This window comes from Rhodococcus sp. 1163, from assembly GCF_002091985.1.
Classification (GTDB): Bacteria; Actinomycetota; Actinomycetes; order Mycobacteriales; family Mycobacteriaceae; genus Rhodococcoides.
Genome location: NZ_MKKX01000017.1, coordinates 153515 through 174044 on the forward strand (window position 1 = coordinate 153515; position 20530 = coordinate 174044).

General features: G+C 63.7%; 19 protein-coding genes and 1 riboswitch. Of the genes, 5 read left to right on the top strand and 14 right to left on the bottom strand.

All coding sequences use genetic code 11. From position 1 onward, the window contains the following. Nucleotides 1-5 precede the first annotated feature (5 nt). The 3 genes from BJD99_RS21205 to BJD99_RS04190 are packed head-to-tail and all read right to left on the bottom strand — an operon-like array spanning nt 6 to nt 1701. Complete coding sequence (locus BJD99_RS21205) at nt 6-833, bottom strand: crotonase/enoyl-CoA hydratase family protein (protein WP_084345548.1); 828 nt, start codon at nt 831-833, stop codon at nt 6-8. A gap of 35 nt (nt 834-868) precedes the next feature. After that, complete coding sequence (locus tag BJD99_RS04185) at nt 869-1090, bottom strand: DUF6480 family protein (protein WP_084345549.1); 222 nt, start codon at nt 1088-1090, stop codon at nt 869-871. Between the two features lie 29 nt (nt 1091-1119). Then, nucleotides 1120-1701, bottom strand: coding sequence for a TetR/AcrR family transcriptional regulator (locus BJD99_RS04190; protein WP_084345887.1), 582 nt, complete (start codon nt 1699-1701; stop codon nt 1120-1122). Between the two features lie 131 nt (nt 1702-1832). Here BJD99_RS04190 and BJD99_RS04195 point away from each other — a divergent pair, with 131 nt between their 5' ends. Together BJD99_RS04195 and BJD99_RS04200 are read left to right on the top strand one after the other, a co-directional pair. Further along, on the top strand, nt 1833-2825 hold the full coding sequence (locus BJD99_RS04195; protein ID WP_084345550.1) for a hypothetical protein: 993 nt from the start codon (nt 1833-1835) through the stop codon (nt 2823-2825). 39 nt (nt 2826-2864) lie between these two features. Continuing rightward, nucleotides 2865-3338 (top strand): YbaK/EbsC family protein, encoded by a 474-nt coding sequence (locus BJD99_RS04200; protein ID WP_084345551.1) that lies wholly within the window; start codon nt 2865-2867, stop codon nt 3336-3338. 63 nt (nt 3339-3401) lie between these two features. Here the strand turns inward: BJD99_RS04200 and BJD99_RS04205 are convergent, their stop codons facing one another. Both BJD99_RS04205 and BJD99_RS04210 read right to left on the bottom strand, forming a co-directional pair. Then, nucleotides 3402-3941 carry a hypothetical protein gene (locus tag BJD99_RS04205; RefSeq protein ID WP_084345552.1) on the bottom strand — a complete coding sequence of 180 codons (540 nt, stop codon included), beginning with the start codon at nt 3939-3941 and terminating at the stop codon, nt 3402-3404. Between the two features lie 141 nt (nt 3942-4082). After that, entirely contained in the window at nt 4083-5495 is a 1413-nt protein-coding gene (locus tag BJD99_RS04210) for an aminotransferase class V-fold PLP-dependent enzyme (protein ID WP_084345888.1), read from the bottom strand. Between the two features lie 54 nt (nt 5496-5549). After that, a riboswitch (SAM riboswitch) is annotated at nt 5550-5665 on the bottom strand. A 221-nt stretch (nt 5666-5886) separates the two neighbouring features. On the opposite strand from BJD99_RS04210, the gene BJD99_RS04220 reads away from it, so the two are divergent. Together BJD99_RS04220 and BJD99_RS04225 are read left to right on the top strand one after the other, a co-directional pair. Beyond that, on the top strand, nt 5887-9816 hold the full coding sequence (locus BJD99_RS04220) for a Pls/PosA family non-ribosomal peptide synthetase (RefSeq protein ID WP_143542045.1): 3930 nt from the start codon (nt 5887-5889) through the stop codon (nt 9814-9816). Continuing rightward, nucleotides 9813-11156 (top strand): M1 family metallopeptidase, encoded by a 1344-nt coding sequence (locus BJD99_RS04225; RefSeq protein ID WP_084345555.1) that lies wholly within the window; start codon nt 9813-9815, stop codon nt 11154-11156. The genes BJD99_RS04220 and BJD99_RS04225 overlap by 4 nt, the downstream gene beginning before the upstream one ends. Nucleotides 11157-11278: 122 nt before the next feature. Here the strand turns inward: BJD99_RS04225 and BJD99_RS04230 are convergent, their stop codons facing one another. The 4 genes from BJD99_RS04230 to BJD99_RS04245 form a co-directional block, all read right to left on the bottom strand. Beyond that, nucleotides 11279-12514 carry an MFS transporter gene (locus BJD99_RS04230; RefSeq protein ID WP_084345556.1) on the bottom strand — a complete coding sequence of 412 codons (1236 nt, stop codon included), beginning with the start codon at nt 12512-12514 and terminating at the stop codon, nt 11279-11281. Next, on the bottom strand, nt 12511-13173 hold the full coding sequence (locus BJD99_RS04235) for a GntR family transcriptional regulator (RefSeq protein WP_256895477.1): 663 nt from the start codon (nt 13171-13173) through the stop codon (nt 12511-12513). Before BJD99_RS04235 ends, BJD99_RS04230 begins: the two co-directional genes overlap by 4 nt. Nucleotides 13174-13380: 207 nt before the next feature. Beyond that, nucleotides 13381-13830: a DUF2752 domain-containing protein gene (locus tag BJD99_RS04240; protein WP_084345557.1), complete on the bottom strand. Its 450-nt coding sequence runs from the start codon at nt 13828-13830 to the stop codon at nt 13381-13383. 18 nt (nt 13831-13848) lie between these two features. Next, nucleotides 13849-14202, bottom strand: a complete 354-nt coding sequence (locus tag BJD99_RS04245) for a cupredoxin family copper-binding protein (RefSeq protein WP_256895478.1) — start codon at nt 14200-14202, stop codon at nt 13849-13851. An 83-nt stretch (nt 14203-14285) separates the two neighbouring features. On the opposite strand from BJD99_RS04245, the gene BJD99_RS04250 reads away from it, so the two are divergent. Continuing rightward, on the top strand, nt 14286-14720 hold the full coding sequence (locus tag BJD99_RS04250) for a hypothetical protein (RefSeq protein ID WP_084345559.1): 435 nt from the start codon (nt 14286-14288) through the stop codon (nt 14718-14720). Between the two features lie 10 nt (nt 14721-14730). On the opposite strand, the gene BJD99_RS04255 is transcribed toward BJD99_RS04250, so the two are convergent. The 5 genes from BJD99_RS04255 to BJD99_RS04275 all read right to left on the bottom strand — a co-directional run bounded on the left by BJD99_RS04255 (nt 14731) and on the right by BJD99_RS04275 (nt 20529). Further along, the gene (locus BJD99_RS04255; protein ID WP_084345560.1) at nt 14731-15906 is read right to left on the bottom strand and encodes a Dyp-type peroxidase; all 1176 of its coding nucleotides are present in this window, start codon (nt 15904-15906) and stop codon (nt 14731-14733) included. After that, a complete protein-coding gene (locus tag BJD99_RS04260; protein WP_084345561.1) occupies nt 15899-16378 on the bottom strand; it encodes a copper chaperone PCu(A)C in 480 nt (159 codons plus the stop codon). The genes BJD99_RS04255 and BJD99_RS04260 overlap by 8 nt, the downstream gene beginning before the upstream one ends. Beyond that, complete coding sequence (locus BJD99_RS04265; protein ID WP_179142179.1) at nt 16375-17781, bottom strand: PepSY domain-containing protein; 1407 nt, start codon at nt 17779-17781, stop codon at nt 16375-16377. The genes BJD99_RS04260 and BJD99_RS04265 overlap by 4 nt, the downstream gene beginning before the upstream one ends. A gap of 84 nt (nt 17782-17865) precedes the next feature. Then, nucleotides 17866-18393: a hypothetical protein gene (locus BJD99_RS04270; protein WP_256895479.1), complete on the bottom strand. Its 528-nt coding sequence runs from the start codon at nt 18391-18393 to the stop codon at nt 17866-17868. Between the two features lie 60 nt (nt 18394-18453). After that, on the bottom strand, nt 18454-20529 hold the full coding sequence (locus BJD99_RS04275) for an FUSC family protein (protein ID WP_084345563.1): 2076 nt from the start codon (nt 20527-20529) through the stop codon (nt 18454-18456). Between the last annotated feature and the right edge of the window lies 1 nt (nt 20530).

Sequence of the window (20530 nt, forward strand, 5' to 3'; positions counted from 1 at the left end):
GTGGGTCAGCTTCCGGAGAACTCTGCCGGGCGCTTCTCGAACACTGCGGTGATCGCCTCGGTCAGATCGTTCGAGGCTAGGAAAGCCGCGTTCCAGGCAGCTACGAATCGCAGACTGGCATCGACGTCGGCTGCACGCGAGTTGTCCAGGACCTCCTTGACGCCTTGCACCACCAGAGGCGGATTGGCGGCAATCTCTGCTGCTGTGGCCCGAGCACCGGCGATCAGCGCGTCGTGGTCCTCGAACACGTCGTTGACCAGTCCGATCTTCTCGGCGCGAGCGGCGTCGATGTCTTTGCCCGTCAATGCGAGTTCGCGAAGGTGACCGTCGCCGATGATCGCGGGCAGTCGCGCGAGCGAACCCATGTCGGCGACGATGGCGACCCGTACTTCACGAACACTGAACTTGGCGTCGGCGCTGGCGTACCTGATGTCGGCGGCACTGATGAGATCGAGTCCGCCGCCGATGCACCAGCCGTGCACGGCTGCAACGACGGGCTTGCGGCAGTCGGCAACGGCGTTGGTGGCCAACTGCATCCGCTTGATCGTGTTGTGGAATGCGGTGCGCGGACCGGCGAGGGCCTTGTCGGCCATCAGCGGCGCGAACTCCCCTGCCATCGCTGCCAGGTCGAGACCGAAAGTGAAGTGTTTGCCCGAACCGACGAGGAGTATTGCGCGTACGTCGGGATCAGCGTCGAGCTGCGCGAAAACCAGTGGACATTCGTTCCAGAAGTCCGGGCCCATCGCATTACCCTTGCCAGGACCGATCAGGGTAACTACCGCCACATGGTCGGCGATTTCGACGGAAAATGCGTTCCAGATTTGTTCCTTCATGCCGCTGAGCCTAGCGGGCCGCCCGTTCTCACCTACTAGTAGAGACCGAAGATTCGACCGATCAGCCCAGCTGCGACGATGATCACCACCAGCCCGATAAGCCCGAGAAACACGATCGGCAATGCCAACCCTCGTTGCGGCGGTTCGTGCTGCGGACCACCGACGCTAGTTTCTGCCGGTGGCGTATCTCCGGGCTGAACACCGCCGCCTGGTTCCAATCCTGCGGTTTCGTTCGGGTCGGGGTTCTGAGCACTCATGTGGGGTCGGGTACCCGATGAGATCCGCTTCAATCTTGCTCGGTCGCCCGGGCGATTGCGCCAGCGAAGAGTTCGGTGATCGCTGCACCGATGGCTCGTTCGTCGATCTCGTCCGGATCGACGGAATGCTCGACGGACAGGCCGGAGATCAGCGCCAGCAGTGACGTCGCTACTTCTCGCGCATCGAGAGTGGCCGCCACGCCCCACGCCTCGGCCCTGGCGGAGATCAGGGTGGCAAGTTCTTCCCGAAGTACTCGACGCTCACGTCGGTAGCTTTCCGCCAACTTTGGTTCTCGACCAGCATGGATGCCGAACTCGGTCACCAGCAGTGGCCACCGGGGCTCGGCGACGATCCACGACGCGATGGCGCTGCCGCCTGCTCCGGCAGCATCGTCGGGGCCGAGGTCGGACACGTCGTCGATGACTCGTGCGGCGAGTTCCATCGAGCGGCGCGAGAGCAGCTCGGCGAACAGTGCCTGCTTGGACTCGAAATTGGAGTAGACGGCGCCCTTGGTGAAGCCTGCGCGTCTGGCGATGTCCTGGAGTTTGGCCGCAGCGAATCCGTGTTCGGTGAACTCGTCGGCTGCCGCGTCGAGCAGCCGTTCACGCACGTTCTCGCGCCCGGGCCGGCCCGACGCGATCTGTGTCGACAACCACTCTTCTTGACCGTCTACCGTCACGATACCTAGAGTATTCAATACCTTAGGTATTGACAATCCATTCGACAGGAAAGTTCACATCCATGCGCAAGGTTGTCTGGTTAGCGGCCGGAGTGCTGATACTCCAACTCGGCTTCATCCTCAGTTACGTAGCTGCTTTCCATCAGCCGACCCCGCGCGAGATTCCGATCGTGGTCGTTGCCGCGCGAGGGCTCCCTGCCGGCCTGGACGTCGATACGGCCGACAAGCTCAACGCCATCGAAGGCACTCCCCTCGATGCCCGCACCGCTGCCAGCACGGGCGATGCGCGTGCGCTGATCCGGAACCGAGAGGTGCTCGGCGCTTACGTTCTGAGCCCGACGGGCACGGACACACTCATCACCGCCAGCGCCGCAGGCAGCTCCATTGCCACCTCGCTCGACGCGATCTTCACCAAGATCGACAAGAGTCAGAACCGCACCTTCGTCGTTCGCGACGATATTCCCGTGGGCATCCACGACAACCGAGGATTGTCCGGCTTCTACCTCTCCGTCGGTTGGGTCGTCGGCGGGTATCTGCTCGCCGCGGCAATCGGACTCCTCATCGGCGCACCGAAGTCGCTACGCGGAGCGTCGACTCAGCTCGGGGTACTCGTCGGCTATTCGATCCTGTCCGGAATCCTCGGTGCGTTCATCACCACGCATGTTCTCGGCACGTTCGCCGGCCACTGGTTCCCTCTGTCGGTACTGGGAACAGCGGTGGTCCTGGCAACGGCACTGTTCACGCTCGGGCTACGCGCTGCGGTCGGCGTTGCCGCTGTTCCGATCGCGATCGTCGTGTTCGTCATTCTCGGAAACCCCAGCGCCGGAGGGGCATTCGGTCCGAACGTGCTTCCGGAGTTCTATTCTGCCGTCGGTCGCTGGATCACCCCGGGAGTCGGCACCGAAGGCGTTCGGAGCATCGTCTACTTCGCCGGCAACGGCGTCGGGCAGCCCGCGCTGGCACTCGTCCTCTATACGGTGGTCGGTCTCGCCCTGTTCTTCGGCTTCACCTACCGCACACAACAGAAACCGGCGAACCTCCCCGTCGACGCCTAGTACGAGGCACGGACTGCCGATTGGCAATACGCTTGCCCTATGCCCCGGCTTCTTCACCCGAACGCAGCCCACGTCGCGGACGTCCTGATCTCGCGTGGACATCACGGGGTGGTCGTCACCGCGCCCGTGCCGACAGTGACCGCCGACGCCGCCGCCGAATCTCTCGGCGTCGACGTCGGCGCGATCGTGAAGTCCCTGGTGTTTCTGCTCGACGACGACCCAGTGTTACTGCTCGTCTCCGGTGCGCACCGGGTGAACCTCGATCGGACAGGCCGGAGACTGGAGGGGAGGTTGTCGCAAGCTCCACTCGAGCTGGTCAAGCACTGCACCGGTCAACCGATCGGAGGCATCGCACCGGTGGGTCACCCGACGAATCTGCCCACATACGTCGACGAGCAGTTGGCCGAGTATCCCGAATTGTGGTCTGCTGCAGGGCATCCGAACACGATCTTTCGGACGACCTATTCGGAACTGCTGCGCATCACCGCCGGACTTGCCCTGTCCATGACATGACATGACAGCAGAGGCTGCGGGAACCTGAGGACAGATGCGGCCCGCTCGTAGTAGTAGTGCGAGCTACGAGGCGAGCACTCGCGAGGCAGGTCGAACTCCGGTGGCTCCCGCCACGTTCGACGCCGAGAACACGACTCCACGATCTTCCAGCCACGGCACGACGCCGTACGCGACCTTGCCGAAATTAGCTTCCTGGGGACCCGCTGCGATCAGGGTGACGCCATCGGCGACGTCAGCAGCTTTCACATCGGCTATCAGACCTGCCAGCCCGACGGGTGTACCGATATAACGAATCGAGGCCGGAACCACCGGGGCGTCGTGGCCTGCAAACTCTCGACGGGCAGTGCGTGCATCGTCAGCGATGTGAATCTCGATATCGAGGAACACGGCCACTTCGTCGGCGTCCTTGCCCGACTCGACGGCCTCCGCGCGAAGCCGAGTACGCAGATTCTGCGCTTCCCGCAGGTCTTCGGCCTGAATTCTCACCATTTCCGAAGTCGGAGTCGAGTCGGTGAGCTCGGTCCACTGCCCATTCAGGTCGAGGGCCACCCGGATGGGGCGAGCGTGGAGGTGATCGGAGGTGATATCGGAACTGTGCGACATGCGATTGTGTCCTTCGTACAAGGCAAGGGATGCGGCTTCTGTCTGGGGTCTAACCCGAGCGCCTACAAGATCCGGACGCTGTCCGGCACAAATCGACGTACCTGTCGTACCAGCGACGGTTGCGCCACAAGACAATTGCTGTCATATTCCGATGCTAACCGCTTCAGCCGGCGATGGGGCTTCGTCCCACTCAGCGGCACCTGACTCCCCGATGGCACTCACCGGCACCGTGGCCGGGACACAGGGAGATCCCACTCCTGCCTTTCCGTCCACCAGATCGGGGAAGGGACGCGGATCGGGCACCGGGTTCCACCATCCGTCCTCCTCCGCGTACGTCCACGACGCGCCCTCGTGCACGAGCTTCGTTATGGCTCCGAGCAGGCGATCGACGTCGGCGCTGGAGCTTCCCAGACCGAGGCTCGCACGCACTGCCCCGTCGGGACGACCGAGGCGCGCAAGAAGAGGGTGCGCACAGAATTTGCCGTCTCGAACACCGATGCCATGCTCAGCCGACAGGTAAGCAGCGATCTCACCGGGCCCAAAGCCGTCGATCGTAAATGTGACGATCCCCACAGTATCCGGAGAGTCGGTCCACACTTCGAGCAAGCGCACGCCGGGGGTTGCCGTCAGTCCGGCGCGCAATCGGTCCGACAGAGCACGCTCGTGTTCGACGGATCCCGACCTCTCGTGCTCGGCGAGCGCCTCGCAAGCGGCAGCCACTGCGGCGACGCCGAGGACATTGGGCGTGCCGGCTTCGTGACGCGCGGGCGAGAGCGCCCATGCGGTGGATTCCACACTCACACTGCGCACGGCACCGCCCCCGGCGAGGTACGGCTGAGCCGCATCGAGCCAATCGCGACGACCCACGAGCACTCCTGCGCCATGCGGGGCGTACAGCTTGTGGCCGGAGAAGGCGAGGTAGTCGACACCGAGGTCGCTGATGTCGACTCGGCGATGCGGTACCAGCTGGGCGCCGTCGACGAGTATGCGAGCACCGTACCGATGAGCCAGCTCTGCAAGTTCACGAATGGGCAACACTTCACCGGTGACATTCGAGGCGCCGGTAATGGCAAGCAACGCAGCCGGTTTCGTGGCGAGCTCGACCTCGATGCGCGCCACTGTCTCGGCAAGGGTGTCGGCGGCAACGACGACACGGCGGTCCCGCCACGGCAATAGATTCGCGTGGTGCTCGATGTCGAGTACCACGGTCTCACCGGGCACGCACCGCGCCAGCAGGTTGAGCGAGTCGGTGGTGTTCCTGGTGAAGATCGTCACTGAATCGCTCTGTGCTACAACAAAATTCGACACAGTCGTACGAGCCTTCTCGTACGCCGCCGTCGACACGCGCGAGGCGTAACCCGCGCCGCGGTGCACACTCGAGTAGTAGGGCAGCAACTCGACGATCCGATCGGTCACCGCGGCGAGAGCAGGAGCGCTGGCGGCATAGTCGAAATTCGCATACGTGCAGGTACTGCCGTCGACCAGCGGGACCTGAAGGTCTGCCCCACTGACCACGGCGAACGGTGCGCACGAGCTTTCGAGAACAGCAGTCATGACAAATATCCCCTTGTACATCAAGGGACTCGAAATATCGAAGAAGGACGATCGAGTCCGCGCTTGCCGCGCCGGTATTCCGGCGTCAGCCAGGTCGTCACCCGGAGCACCCCACCGCGGAGGAGGGTTGCCGACCAGCAAGCCGGGGCTCGATGCTGGTACTCATGACCTGTGAAGAGGATGGCAAACGGTCTACGAGGTTGTCAACCCCTCCGGTAGGAAATCGCGTCTCCAGCCGATCCGAAGCCGTATCCCGAGTAGAATTCGCGCGGTGTCGAGCCTCACCGATCCATCCGTCCGTTCACCTTCCGGCCACCCGAACATGAGATAACGACCATCGAGGTTCACTCGCAATTCGGCAATCAACGAGAAGAAGGACACCCCGTTTTCTGTGCAACCACAATCGGATTCGGCCCCCGAACTGCCTTCGAACGACGTACCCACCGACTTCTTGCGCTCCGAGCACGCGCCCGAGCAGCGCACGCTCATCGATGTTCTTCGCGCCACAGCAGAGCAGTACCCTGACGCACCCGCCATCGACGACGGCACTGTCGCGGTGTCCTACAGCGAATTACTCGTAGACATCGACGAGGGATCGCAGTGGCTGTATCGGGCCGGTGTTCGCCGCGGCGATCGCGTCGGAATTCGGATGCCTTCGGGATCCTTCGCTCTGTACGTCGCCATCCTGTCGATTCTCAACGCGGGGGCGGCCTACGTGCCCGTCGACGCGGACGACCCCGACGAGCGCGCCGAACTGGTATTCGGCGAGGCCCAGGTCACTGCGGTGGTGACCGCGAACGGGATCGTTGCCGGTACTGCCGAAAAGAACACACCACCCGCCTCGGACGTCGGCGTCCCGACACCCGAGGACGACGCCTGGGTCATCTTCACTTCCGGTTCGACCGGGACCCCGAAGGGGGTGGCCGTGAGCCACCGCAGCGCGGCGGCGTTCGTCGATGCAGAAGCGCGCATGTTCATGCAGGACGATCCGCTCGGCCCCGGTGATCGTGTACTGGCGGGCCTGTCCGTGGCGTTCGACGCGTCGTGCGAGGAAATGTGGCTCGCCTGGCGTCACGGCGCCGCACTGGTGCCCGCGCCACGATCGCTCGTGCGCAGCGGCCTGGACCTGGGGCCATGGCTCGTCTCGCGCGACATCACCGTCGTATCGACGGTTCCCACTCTGGCGGCCCTGTGGCCCGCCGTTGCCCTCGAAGCAGTCCGGTTGCTCATCTTCGGTGGCGAGGCCTGCCCGCCCGAGTTGGCCGAGCGTCTCGCCGTGGACGGGCGTGAAGTGTGGAACACCTACGGTCCGACCGAGGCGACCGTCGTCGCCTGCGCATCGATCATGGACGGCAAGGGTCCGGTGCGCATCGGTCTACCGCTCGACGGCTGGGATCTCGCGGTCGTCGATGCTGCAGGCAATCCCGTAGCCGTCGGCGAAGTCGGTGAACTGGTGATCGGGGGTGTCGGACTCGCCCGCTACCTCGACCCCGAGAAGGATGCCGAAAAGTACGCGCCCATGCCCACACTCGGCTGGGAGCGCGCCTACCGCAGCGGAGACCTCGTCGAACTCGAGCTCGAGGGCCTACTTTTCCAGGGGCGCGCCGACGATCAGATCAAGCTCGGCGGGCGACGCATCGAACTCGGTGAGATCGACAACGCACTACAGGCCCTCCCCGGTGTCGCCGGTGCTGCCGCGGCAATCCGCACCACGGGTGCGGGCAACTCCGTGCTCATCGGGTATCTGTCCAGCACCGACCCGAACTTCGATCTCGACGCCGCGCGGACCCTGCTCGCCCAGCAACTTCCGTCGGCGCTCGTTCCGCGGCTCACCCTCGTCGACGAGCTGCCGACGCGGACGTCGGGCAAGGTGGATCGAAACGCGCTCCCGTGGCCACTTCCCGGCATGGGCGAACAGTCCGGGCTCGGCGGAACCGCAGGATGGGTTGCCGAACTGTGGACCGAAATTCTCGGCGCTCAGGTCTCCGACGACAACGCCGACTTCTTCCAGAACGGTGGCGGATCGTTGTCCGCCGCGCAGTTGGTGACAGCGCTGCGTCAACGTTTTCCCGAGGTCACCGTCGCGCAGTTGTACGACCACCCGCGGCTCGGCTCACTTGCCCGCATGCTCGACGACCTTGCACCGCCGGTCGACGTCGTGCCACGCGAGGTGATCCCGACGCCGCGCCGGGCTCAGTGGATTCAGATCGCCGCAACAGTGCCGCTGACCACGCTGACCGGCCTGCAGTGGGTCACCTGGCTCGGCATCCTCGCCAACGTCATGTCGTGGTTCGCCGACGTGCCATGGGCGCCGACGGTGTCCTGGTGGTGGCTCCTGGTCGCGTTCTCGCTGTTCATCACCCCGGTCGGCCGGATGGCGATCTCGGTCGTCGGCTCTCGCCTGCTGCTGACCGGGGTGAAACCCGGCGCCTACGACCGCGGCGGCAGCGTGCACCTGCGCCTGTGGACGGCAACGCGTCTCACCGACGCCAGCGGCGCCTCCAACCTGTCCGGCGCGCCATGGATGGTCTACTACGCCCGAGCACTCGGCGCGAAGATCGGCAAGGGCGTCGACCTGCACACCATGCCTCCCGTGACGGGCATGCTCGAGCTGGGCGACGGCTGCTCGGTCGAACCCGAGGTGGACCTCACCGGTCACTGGATCGACGGCGACATCGTCTACATCGGCGGCATCAGGATCGGTGCGGGGGCAACCGTCGGCGCTCGATCGACGCTCCTACCAGGCACTTCGGTCGGCAAGAACGCCGTCGTGACCGCCGGTTCCGCCGTCGTCGGACGCGTCAAAGCCGGCCAGATGTGGGCCGGCTCCCCCGCCACGAAAATCGGCAAGGCCGAGCACCCGTGGCCCGAGGAAACACCACCTCGCGCGACCCGGTGGATCGTGGCCTACGGCGTCGCGTCCCTGTTCCTGTCAGGTATGGCGATCTTCTCCATCGGCGTCTCGTTGGTACTGATGGGCTGGTGGCTGCACACTGCGACGACGTTGCTCGGCGCACTCGGCCGCGGCGTACTGCTGCTACCTGTCGCCACGATGGTCTCCCTCGCAACGTTCGCGCTCATCACGGTGGCCGCGGTGCGTCTGTGCAGCATCGGCCTGACCGAGGGCTATCACCCGGTTCGCAGCCGAATCGGCTTTCAGGTGTGGGCAACGGAACGACTCATGGACTCCGCGCGCACCTTCCTGTTCCCGCTCTACGCCAGCTTGTTGACGCCGGGATGGCTGCGACTTCTCGGCGCGAAGATCGGCAAGGACGTCGAGGCCTCGACAGTGCTGATGATTCCGAAATTCACCACCGTCGCCGACGGTGCATTCCTCGCCGACGACACGATGATCGCCAGCTACGAACTCGGCGGCGGCTGGATGCGCCTGGGCGATGCCAAGGTCGGCAAGCGGGCGTTCCTCGGCAACTCCGGCATGACGGGTCCGGGTCGCACCGTCCCGAAGAACGGCCTCGTCGCCGTGCTGTCGGCTACCCCGGACAAGGCGAAATCCGGATCTTCCTGGCTCGGCAGCCCACCCGTGCGGTTGCGCCGCACCTCCGGGAAGACCGACTCCTCACGCACATTCGATCCGCCGACCGAGCTGAAGATCGCTCGGGCATTCGTCGAGACCTGCCGACTGATTCCGGTGGTGGTGACATTCGCGATCGGCCTGGGAGTGCTGTTCGGGCTCCTCGCACTGGCCGACAGTCATGGGTACTGGCTTGCCGCGCTACTCAGCGGAGTCGTACTGCTGATTGCCGGTGCCGTCGCCGCTGCGGTGTCTGCGCTGGCGAAGTGGGCCTGGGTCGGCCGTATCGACAAGGTGGAACACCCACTGTGGAGCTCCTTCGTGTGGCGCAACGAAGTGTCCGACACGTTCGTCGAAACCGTCGCGGCCCCGTGGTTCGCGCGGGCAGCAGAAGGCACGGCAGTGCTCAACATGTGGCTTCGTTGGCTCGGCGCGGACATCGGCCACGGAGTCTGGTGTGAAACGTACTGGCTACCGGAAGCCGATCTTGTGACACTTGCCGACGGCGCAACAGTCAACCGTGGGTGCGTTGTGCAGACGCACCTGTTCCATGATCGGATCATGTCCATGGACAGCGTCACCCTCGGGCGAGGAGCCACATTGGGGCAGCATTGCGTCGCACTTCCGGCCGCAGGAATCGGCGACGGCGCGACCGTCGGGCCTGCATCTCTGGTGATGCGCGGCGACACCGTGCCTGCGCACACGCGTTGGCAAGGCAACCCGATCGCACCGTGGGCAAAGGGCGATCCGTACCGCCGGATCACTGCGGCGGCCGAGGCGACCCTGTGAAACCTGGCTCGAAGACGGTGACGCCGACGTTCGACCTCGACGCCAACGATGCGCCGATCGACGCGTACCTACCCGAGAGTGGCAACCGCGGATATCGGGTCTCGCGGTACGAGCTGGATCTCGAGTACAAGGTCGACAGCAATCGATTGACCGGAACAGCGCAGATCACTGCCGTCACCACCGCGACCATCGCCAAGTTCGCACTCGATCTCGGGCCCGCGCTGCGGGTATCCAAGGTGTCGGTCAACGGGTCCCGCTCGGTGAAGTTCTCGCAGCAGCGCGGCAAGCTGAAGATCACCATGGCCAAGCCGATCCTCTCGGGTGGGGCGCTCGTCGTGACCGTGCATTATGGCGGAATCCCCAAGCCCATCAACAGTTTCTGGGGTGAAGTCGGCTGGGACGAACTCGCCGAGGGAGCCATCGTCGCAAGCCAACCCAACGGTGCCGCATCCTGGTTTCCCTGCGACGACCATCCGGTATCGAAAGCAAGCTACGGCATCACGATCACCACGGACTCGCCCTACTACGCGGTGGCCAACGGAACGTTGGTGCGCAAGCAGGCTCGGGCGAGCCGAACGACGTGGGTGTACGAGCAGCCCGAGCCCATGGCTACATACCTTGCCACCATCCAGATCGGGCACTACGAGCATCGCGTCACCAGCACCGAGCCCGTACCGATCGAGGCGATCATCCCTCCACGGCTGCGTCGGCACTACGATCACGATTTCGGTCGTCAAGCCCAGATGATGGAGACCTTCGTACGTCTGTACGGCCCGTACCCGTTCGCGGCCTACACCGTTGTCGTCACCGATGACGAACTGGAAATTCCGATCGAGGCGCAAGGCATTTCGATCTTCGGCGCCAACCATTGTTCGGGTGATCGCAGCTCCGAACGCCTTGTCGCACACGAGCTTGCGCACCAATGGTTCGGCAACAGCCTCACACTCGGAACCTGGGCGGACATCTGGTTGCACGAAGGCTTCGCGTGCTACTCCGAATGGATCTGGGTCGAAAACTCCGGTGGCGCAAGCGCTCACGACAAGGCGCAGCGCGCATACGCCATACAGCAGACATTGCCGAAGGATCTGATACTCGGCGATCCAGGCAAGGCCAAGCTGTTCGATGATCGGGTCTACAAACGTGGCGCGCTGGCACTGCATTCACTGCGGCGGACCGTAGGCGACGAGCGGTTCTTCGCACTGATTCAGCTGTGGACCAAGGATTATCGCTATTCGACGGTATCGAGCCAGGACTTCATCGACCTGGCTTCGCGCTTCGGTTGTCCGCGAACCCTCTGGGACAGCTGGCTCTATCAGGCGGAGCTGCCGGCGCTTCCGTAGGCGCCGCCGGAGCTTTTGTAGACTCCGCCGGCGCAAATTTACTCCTCCATTCGGAATCCGTACCGCCTGCAGGGGGTACGGATTCCGAATAGGGGAGTAAATTGCCGCCCCGCTCACGAAACTCAGGGAAGGTGCGCTCTCGACCGAGTGCGAACGAACACCCAGCAGAGCGCGGCGAGAACCGAACCGAAGACGAAGATGACGGGATAGGTCACGACCCCCGGCCACTGCTCGGTGAGCGCGGACAGAATCGCCGGTATCGCGAACCCCAGGTACGTGAGTGAATAGAAGACGGCGGTCAGCCCGGCGAGATCATCAGGGCCGGCGATACGTTGCACCTCTTGCAATCCGGAGACCAACGCCATGCCGTAACCGCAACCGAGCACTGCCGCTGCGATGAGAGCGGCGGCGATCGTCAGTACCGATGCGGCCCACGCTGCGAGCAGCATCCCGAAGACCAGAATGGCGAGCGCAACGAGTGCTCCTCTGGCGTGGGTCGGAGTGTCGATCTTGCGCCCGACCGCCTGAATGGCGAAGCCGGAGCCGAGCGCGATCACCGACATCAGTGCCGATAGTGCGATGGGGTAGCCCCCACTGCTGTCGGCCATCAACGACGGCAGTACCGCGTACGCGACGCTCGCTGCACCGAACACCCACGGCGCCAACGGAACGACGACCAACAGGAATCTGCGGTGCGACGCCGCGGGGATCAACAGATCTTTGCGAAGCGGTTCACGATCCGCAACCGGCACCGCAGCACGCGTCTCCGGCACCGAAGCCATGCCGATCCCCGCGAGGACGCAGATGCCCACATGAACGAGGTACGCGAGGTGCGTCGGCCAAGGCGCCCACTGGGCCAGGATGCCCGCGACGCCTGCACCGAGCGCGAAACCTGCAGTCAAACTCATCGCCGCGCGACGCGCTCCCGCGCCGCCTGACGCCGAAGGGTCCAGGGCGGTAAGCTCTTTCACCCAACTGCCTCCGACGGCCATCCCGATACCGAGAGCGACTCCGCTGAGAACCCGGCCGCTGAACAGCACACCTGCGCTGTCTGCGCCGAGCGAGATGAGAATCGATCCGGCAGCGGCCACCGCCGTCGCGGGCAACATCACCGGCCGTCGACCCAGCCGATCGGACAGCGGCCCACAGATGAGCAGCGCGGGCACTATCCCGATGACATACGCGAACAGGAACATATCGACCGTGACGGCGGAGAAGCCATGCTCGAGCCGGTACATCACCAGAAGTGGGGTGAATTCGTTTCCGCCCCACGCGACGGCGAACATACCTGCCGCGACGAGTAGCCAGCGAGCAGTACCGACCTCGGTGACGTTCGACCCGGTGGAGACAGTGGTCATCGCCGACCACCCTCGGACAATCCATGCACCCGGTTCATGTGTTGCTCGACCGCATCAGCGAAACCGTCGACGTCGCCTGCTTCGATCAAGTCGGCGAGCCCGGCGTGATCGTCGACGATCCGCGAGATCTGCCCGGGATCGCGGATGAGCGAATGCGCCGTCATCCGTCGTTGACGCTCGCGGAGACCGGTGTAGAACTCGTCGAGGAGTGGGTTGCCACCTGCACGCACGATCAGCCGGTGAAAGTCCGCGTCGGCAGCACTGAATTCGGCTGCCGTGCCGGTTTCGGCGAGGCTACGTTGACGCTCGAGGTTACTGCGGAGATCAGCGAGAAGTTCGGTTCGGGCCCGTTCGTCACGGACGACCGCGCGAACGCTGGCAGTCTCGACGATCCAGCGCGCCGAGACGATATGTTCGGCCTCTCCGGGCGCGATCGGCACGACGAGTGCCCCTCGCTTAGGATAGAGCCGCATCCATCCTTCGACCTGAAGTCGGAGGAACGCCTCACGAACCGGAGTCCGGCTCACGTCCAACCGGCCGGCGATGTCACCTTCGCTGACCAGCTCACCGCCGGGAAGTTCACCGGTGACGATGAGTTCCTTGACGGTCAGGTAAGCCTGCTCCGATGCCGAAGCCTGGTTCGATGAGGGGATAGACACAACATAGATACTAGATGCCGACGCTTCCCTGCCCCATCTGGGGCTTCGTCCGACACGCCCCTACAGCGAATCGCTATTCGTCCTTGCCCTTCTTGAACACGCGCCGAGCAGTCGGAATGAGCGCCACCAGTGCCCCTATGAGAACCACGACCGAGAACACTTCGAGCCACATACGCTTACTCCTTCGGGAAGACCAAGAGCGGACAACTATGACGCCGGCGCGAGCCAACTGCCGGCCGGTATATTGCGCAGAATCGTGAACGCCACCACGACGGCGACACTCGCGACGAACAGCCACGTCGGCGGACGCCTGATACCGAAGACCATGCCGCGTGCACGGGCGCGCAGCCACACGCCCCACACCACAACCCCCACGAGAACGAGTACGACGGCCAGCGCGTTCGTGGTCAGGGCGGACTGTAGGTCACCGCGCACCAGGTCACCGAGGGCCCGCGTCGTGCCGCACCCTGGACACCACAACCCGGTGACGGCATGGATCGGGCAGGGAAGATACGTCGACGTCCGCGGGTCCCGGATGTACAGCAGTGCCCCGGCCGCGACGGCGAGACCGCCGATGGCCAACGGCGCTCTTGTCCCCGTACGCAGGTCGAGTGAGATCACCTGTTCCACGATATCGGTGATGCGAGCCCAGGTCATCCGACCAACTACTACAACTCAGCCCTGAACGAGAACGGTTCCCATCATGTCCGGGTGCGGGGTGCAGTGATACGTGTACGTTCCCGGCTCGGTGAACGTGTGGGTGAACGTATTCGAGGTCATCAGCGGGCTACGGAAGGACTTGTCATCGGCGACGACGTCGTGCGTCATGCCGCCGTCGTCGAACACCCAGGTCACCGTGTCGCCGACGGCGACGGTGATGCTCGCGGGCGAGTAGGTGCGGTTTTTCACCGTCACCTGGTTCGCCACCGGCGCCTGAGCTTGTTCGGGTTCCGGCGACGAACAGCCGATCAGAGACGCGATGAGGAATGCCGATGCGATACACCCTGAGAAGGCCCTCGAAGTTTTCACTACACCGAGGCTACCGGCAGGTGGGTAGTCCTGAGCTCGGGTAACATCATCGCGGAAGTTCACCCCTGCGAGAGGCACCATCCATGACCGAGCGACGCGGCCGCAGCAGCGCAGCTGCCCTGTTCTCCCTCCTGTTCGTCCTCGTCGCTTCGCTGATGGGGTCGGCCACCGCTCAAGCAGCGCCTGCACGCTTCGTGCCTGCAGGGGAGATCAGCCCAACCGTCGGCTTCGATCCGGCAGGAGTGCTCGAATGGCGGCTCGATCAGGTGTTCATCAACCAACCGATCTTCGTCCGGGTCGATCCCGCACTCCCCGGCTTGACCGACTTCTCCCTCAACAACTGGTGTAACTGCGCCATCAACTGGTTCAACAACACCACCCAGGTCGGTGGCGTCGCATTCCCCGGACCGCTGGACACCGGGCCGATCCGCACCGGATCTGGTGACGTCTCGGCGTGGACCGACATCCCGGGCGGCTGGACGATCGTCCGCGGCAACGGTCACTGGTGGGTTCCTTAGGTTTTCGGAGCTATCGGAACACCTGCTCGCCCAGATAGCCGCCTTTCTCGACCCCCGGCGGAATCGCGAAGATCGCAGACCCAATAGGGGTTGTCCACTCGTTGAGCGCATCATGGGCGTCCAGTCGTTGTTGCACCGGAAGAAATTGACTGTCGATATCGCGTTGGAAAGCGGCAAAGATCAGGCCGGAGTTGCTGGTCGTGTCATTCGACGGCGGATCGTCGTAGTTGTAGGCGCGGCGGAAGAATCGCTCACCGTCATGGGTGTGATGCGCACGGGCGATGTGCGAAGCCGGTGAGATCACCGGTATACCGAAGCGGTCGGTAGCCTCGAAGTCCGCGACGTCACGCTCGAGCTTCCCGGTCAGCGGCGCCCCGGTGTCGAGTCGACGCCCCAGTACGAACTCTCTTCCTCCACGATCCAACTCGTCCCACGTATCGAGTTCGACGGCAATTCGGCGCAACACCAGTGAAGTTCCGCCGGTGCTGTCCCACACCAGAGCATCGAAATCCGTTGCTGGATCTGGATTCTCCGTACCGTCGACCTGCCCCATCAGATTCCGCATCGTGGTGCCAGGGGGCTGCGCTCCGTGTGCTGCTCGAAAGCCGCGTTGAACCCAGCGGATCGACGACGTCGAGCGCACATTCTTGGCCAACACGCGGACTGCATGCGCGAGGGAAACGGGGTCATCGGCGCACAGCTGTAGCAGTAGATCACCTCCGCTCCAACGTGATTCGAGTCGGTCGATACCGAACTCTGGCAATGGGGCCAACCACCCCGGCTTGGTTATGCCGGAGGCGTCGTATGCGCCGGGGCCGAATCCGACAGTGACGGTGAGCCTTGCTGGGTCCAGTGCCAGTTCGGGCTCGGTATCGGCCAATGCCGGCAATCCTTGCGTCAATCGCGCAGCATCGGCTGTCCACATCTTCATGATGCCGACGACATCGGACTTGGTCGTGCCCGCCCGCAAGTCGAAAGCCACGAACATTCCATGGGCCTGCGCTGGGGTGGAGATCCCGGACTGGTGCTCACCGTAGTAGGGAACTGTCAGGCCTCCGAATTCGGATTCAGCCGGCTCCCTGGCGATTCCGTAGGTCAATCCGGCAGCGCCGAGTGCGGCGACACCTCCACCGAGGAGGTGTCGCCGACTGATTCTCGTGCGATGCGGAGGTGTCCGCTCAGCCACCGTAGTTTTCCTGCGCGCCCGCGAACTCGCGGACCTGCGCCGTGAACGTCGAAGTCGACCCGTCCTCGAAGGTCAGCGTGAACTCGGTGTCACTACCCGGGTCCAACGGTGCACTCACCCCCATCAGCATGATGTGGTCGCCGCCTGCCTGAAGCACCTTGGTGTCGCCACCTGCGACGACGAAGCCACCGTCCTTGGGCTTCATGACCATGGAACCATCTGCGCTGGAAACTATCTCGTGCAATTCCACCAGCGGAGACGAAGGCGACTGCGCGGATACGACGCGCACCTGCCCCTCCCCGGTGTTTTGGATTTCAGCGAATGCCGAGGTCATGCCGTCGTCTGCCGCCTTGACCCACCCTTCCCTGACGGTGACGGAATCCGCCTCGGTCGTCGGGGCGTCGTTCGAGGAGCAGCCGACGAGCAGCGTTCCGGCAGCCAGTGCCACAAGCAATGTTTTTCCGAATGTCATGATGCCTCCATAGTGTTGGTTCGATGCCGAAGTCCGAGTGCGGCATCGATGATGAGAAATGCAAGAAGGCTGATTCCGAGCAGTGGCACGAACCACCCGAGGGCGGCGAACCCGATCGCGAAAGCCGCCTTTTTCCAGAGGGATCGGCGTGCGAACCCGCCGCGAGCAGCTGGCCTACCCACCGCTGCGCCCACGGGACGTCGTTGCCACCACATCAGGTACCCGCGAAGGATGACGGTGACCAGTGCGGCCACGAGCAGAGCCAGCGCGATCTGATTGACCAAGCCGAACAGAATGCCCATGTGCAACGCGATACCCCACGTCGAGAGCTTCGCCGCGAGGGGCCACTCGCTGAACCAGTTGGTGTCCACCACATCGTTCGTGGCTCCGTCGATGGCGATCGAGCTGGGCGAGAATACGAACGGTTGCCGGGTCTGTGTAACGACGAACGCGGAACTCGGATCGGTGGGGATGGTGACCTCGACCGTGCCGTCGATACCCTGCGATCGAGCAGTTCCGAGCACGGCATCGACCCGGCCGACGGTGGAACCGAACGAGTCCGGGGCGATGGGTGCCATCGCGGACATGTCGTGCCCTGCATGTTCGCCCGCCGACGTGCTCAATGCCGGAGTGGTCCATTTCAGCGCAGTCCGGAGCCCGGTGATGTTCTCGCCCGCATAGGCCGACCAGGTCAGACCGGTAGCGGACAAGAAGATCAGCCCGACCGCGATCCAGATACCCACTCCTCCATGCCAATTCCTGGTACGGACGCGACCTTCGACAGAACGGTCGACGGTGAACAGGCGTCCACCGCGGCGGTAGCGTCGCACCCATAGGACAACGCCGCCGAGCGCGACGACCCACAGCCAGGAGGCAGCGAGTTCGCTGTAGATGCGTCCCGGTTCACCGAGATGCAGGTTTCGGTGTAGCTGACCGATCCAGGTGCGCATCGGAAGAGCATTGCTACTGCCGTAGACGACGGACTCACCGACGGAGCGACCGGTCACCGGGTCGACGAACACCGCCATCTGCTCGGATTGGCCGAGAGAGGTGTCGGTGAACATGACCCGGGTGGTGTCGCCCACCTCGGTCGAAGGCCTCACTGCCGACACCGTCAGGTCGGGTCGAACCTGTTGCGCTGCAGTGACTTGTTCGGCGACGGAGACAGTCGGGCCAGAAGAATTCGTCTGCAGCAGATCACTGTAGACGATGTTCTCCGCGGTGGGAGCAAGTGCGTAGAGACCGCCGCTGATGGCGGCGACGAGAATGAACGGGGCGATGAGAATGCCTGCGTAGAAGTGCAATCGCATCACCAGGGACGGGCGGGGTCGGGAACCTGTCGACCCCGATGCATCGGTCGAGGGCAGAACTGTGCCGCCTTCGACCGTGCCGGTTTCAGGCATGGGTGTGCTCGATTCGTTCGGATGTGGATGTGCCGAAGCGAGACTCCGCCATCAATTGGCGCGCCGCTTCGGAAAAGGGTGAGGTCAGGCGGGGCGGGGAGGCCCGCGTGTACCGACCCCGGAACACACCAACAGCCGAAGAACGACATCGGGACGATATTCGGGTGCACCGGCGCGGGGAAACTCCTGCACCGGAATCGACAGGTTCAGCACCGGGAGAATACGACGGAGGATGGACAGTGCATGCCCATACCCCAGAATGGCGGCGCGAATCAGTAACGCACACAATACCGTTGCGAATGCGTGAGCACAGGCCATCGTGGGGGTCAGGAAAGACCCGTGATCATGTTCGGCGGCAATCGTCAAGATCGTGTGGCCGAGCAGCTGTCCGAAGATCAGGGTCGCCGGCGTCGAAGCCCATCCCCCACGCTCCCCGAGAGCTGCGACCGCTCCACCCACCGCGGCACTGATTGCGAGGAGCAGAATCAAAGCCGCTTCGCTCGGCATCATGGCTCCCCCACCGACACCGTGCGCGGCGACACTCAGCGCACCGGATGCGGCACCGACGAATGCACCGCGCACGCGTGCGCGACCGTCGGGCCGGGAAGTCATGGGCACACCTTACAACTGACTACTACAGCCCCTAGTAGCGGCTGGAAACTTCGGCGACGGTCAGGCGCGGCTGAGAGCTTCCCCCATCGTGCGATTCAAGGTACCGAGCGCGCGGACCAGGCTACGCACGGATCCAGAGGTGGTCTTGGACTCGAGCATGACGTCGTGGGCGGAAGTTTCGGTGAGTTTCTCCGGTGGCTCGACGTGTTCACCTGAGATGGCTCGTTTGACATCGCTGATCGTAGATTTCGTTACCTCCGCGGCCTCTCGGACAGCCAGTATCGTCGCCTCGCACGGTCGTGATTCCGGTTCGGCGCGTGATGCGCCGACCCCTGCTCGGACTAGCGCATGTCCGCACCTGTTGCTCACCGCCATTATCCGCAGCAACCGCTTGGCACCCTGACGAGTCCGGGTGGTCGGACCCAGTTCCAGCGGTTTGCCGGCCGTCGTGAGTTCTTTCAACGCGTTGTCGAGCCTGCGCATGTCGGCAACGAGGTTCGTTGCATTCCCAGGTTCGACCACAGAGTCGATGCTCGTGTCGATGATTGTCGCCATCTGGTCGAGGTAGTCGTCGACCTTCTTTACAAACGTCGATCGTGTTCCGGTGGAGAAGATGAAGTAGGCCGACGCGATGCCTACCAGTCCTCCCGCGACGGTTTCGTATATTCGTAGCTCGAGCACCTCGAGACTGAAAGTTCCCAGGAGGCCGTACAACATCGCGAGCATCACCGTGATGAAGAAGGCGAGCAGCGAGTAGGCAACGGTGACGAGGTAGAACGCACAGAACACGCATACGACCAGTAATACGAGTTGAAGTGGTCGATCAGGTCCGACGAGGGCGGACAACACAACTCCCGCAAGTACGCCGGCGATGGTTCCGACAACACGGTGGCTGGCACGGGAGAGTATCTCACCGCGTGTCGATGCTCCCGTGAAGACCAGGAATGCCGTCAGAACTGCCCAGTACCAGCGATCGGGGGAGATGAGTTCGCCGAGAATCGTTGCAGCGCTGGTGGCTACGGCAACCTGAATGGCTGCCTTCGTACTGGGATTCAAGCCGGTGGATTCATCGCCGCCGGCGACCTCGTCCTTCTCGCCCGCATGGGATTGCGGATCCTTGCGCAAGGCATTGCTGGCGATGTGGTGAATTGCGCTGTGCGCCTGCACTGCCCGCATGGTGATAGTTGTGGCAATTCCGGCTTGGGTCGACGGGTCCGCCTTGTCCGCCGCTGCCACCGCGAGACGTCGCGCGGCGCGCAGTTGATCTTCGGATGGATTGTTCTGCAGGCTCGAACCCAAGGCAGCCGTAGCCTCACCGAGCGGCTCCGGCCATGATTCCTTCGGATCGAGCGCCCAGAGTGCGCTCACCAATTGTTCGGTGACGATCTGGGCATCGAAGATGCGTAGCGCAAGGTCTTTGCTGCTGACGCTGAAGAGTTGGGCGGCGTCGTTGCGGTCGAGCCAGTCGTCGATCAACAGGGCGGTGCGGCCGAACCGATCCAGCTTCTTGCGCAGTGTCGCGAGATCCCGCTCGCTTCGGTTCGATGCGACTTCGAGCACATCTATCGACGCCGCCCGCAGCGCCCGTACAAGTCTTCGCAGTTCTACCGCTGGCCGCTCCGGGAGGATTACCGTCCGAACGAGCAGCGATATCGCGACACCGCACGCGATCGATACCAAGAAAATTGGAATCTGGCTTGGCTGCGCACGCAGGAAAAGGGCAAAGAAATAGCAGATGAAGGCCACCATGCCCAGTGCGGTTCCACGTGGGCCGTACCGCCTGACCCAGACCGCGGTGAAGAGCACGGCGATGAATCCGACATCGGCGACCGCGCCGAACTGCGACAGAACCGCCGACAGCGAGACCGCAGCGGCGGCCGGGAAGAACAGCAGCAGGGTGGTAATGACGCGGCTGCGCTGGTCCTTGTCCTTCACCGCCGCAGCCGACTGCATCGCAACGACGGAGCCCAACAGCGCGACCGTGATCGGTTGACCGATCAGATTCGACGCCGGTAGAAGGAATGCAATAGCGAGGACCAAGGTCAGCGTCGTTGCCGTTGCACTGCGCAGTCGAAGCCTGCCAGGGTCGGAGACGGCAAGAAAACGCGACGTCTCGTGCAAGAACCGAACTGCCATC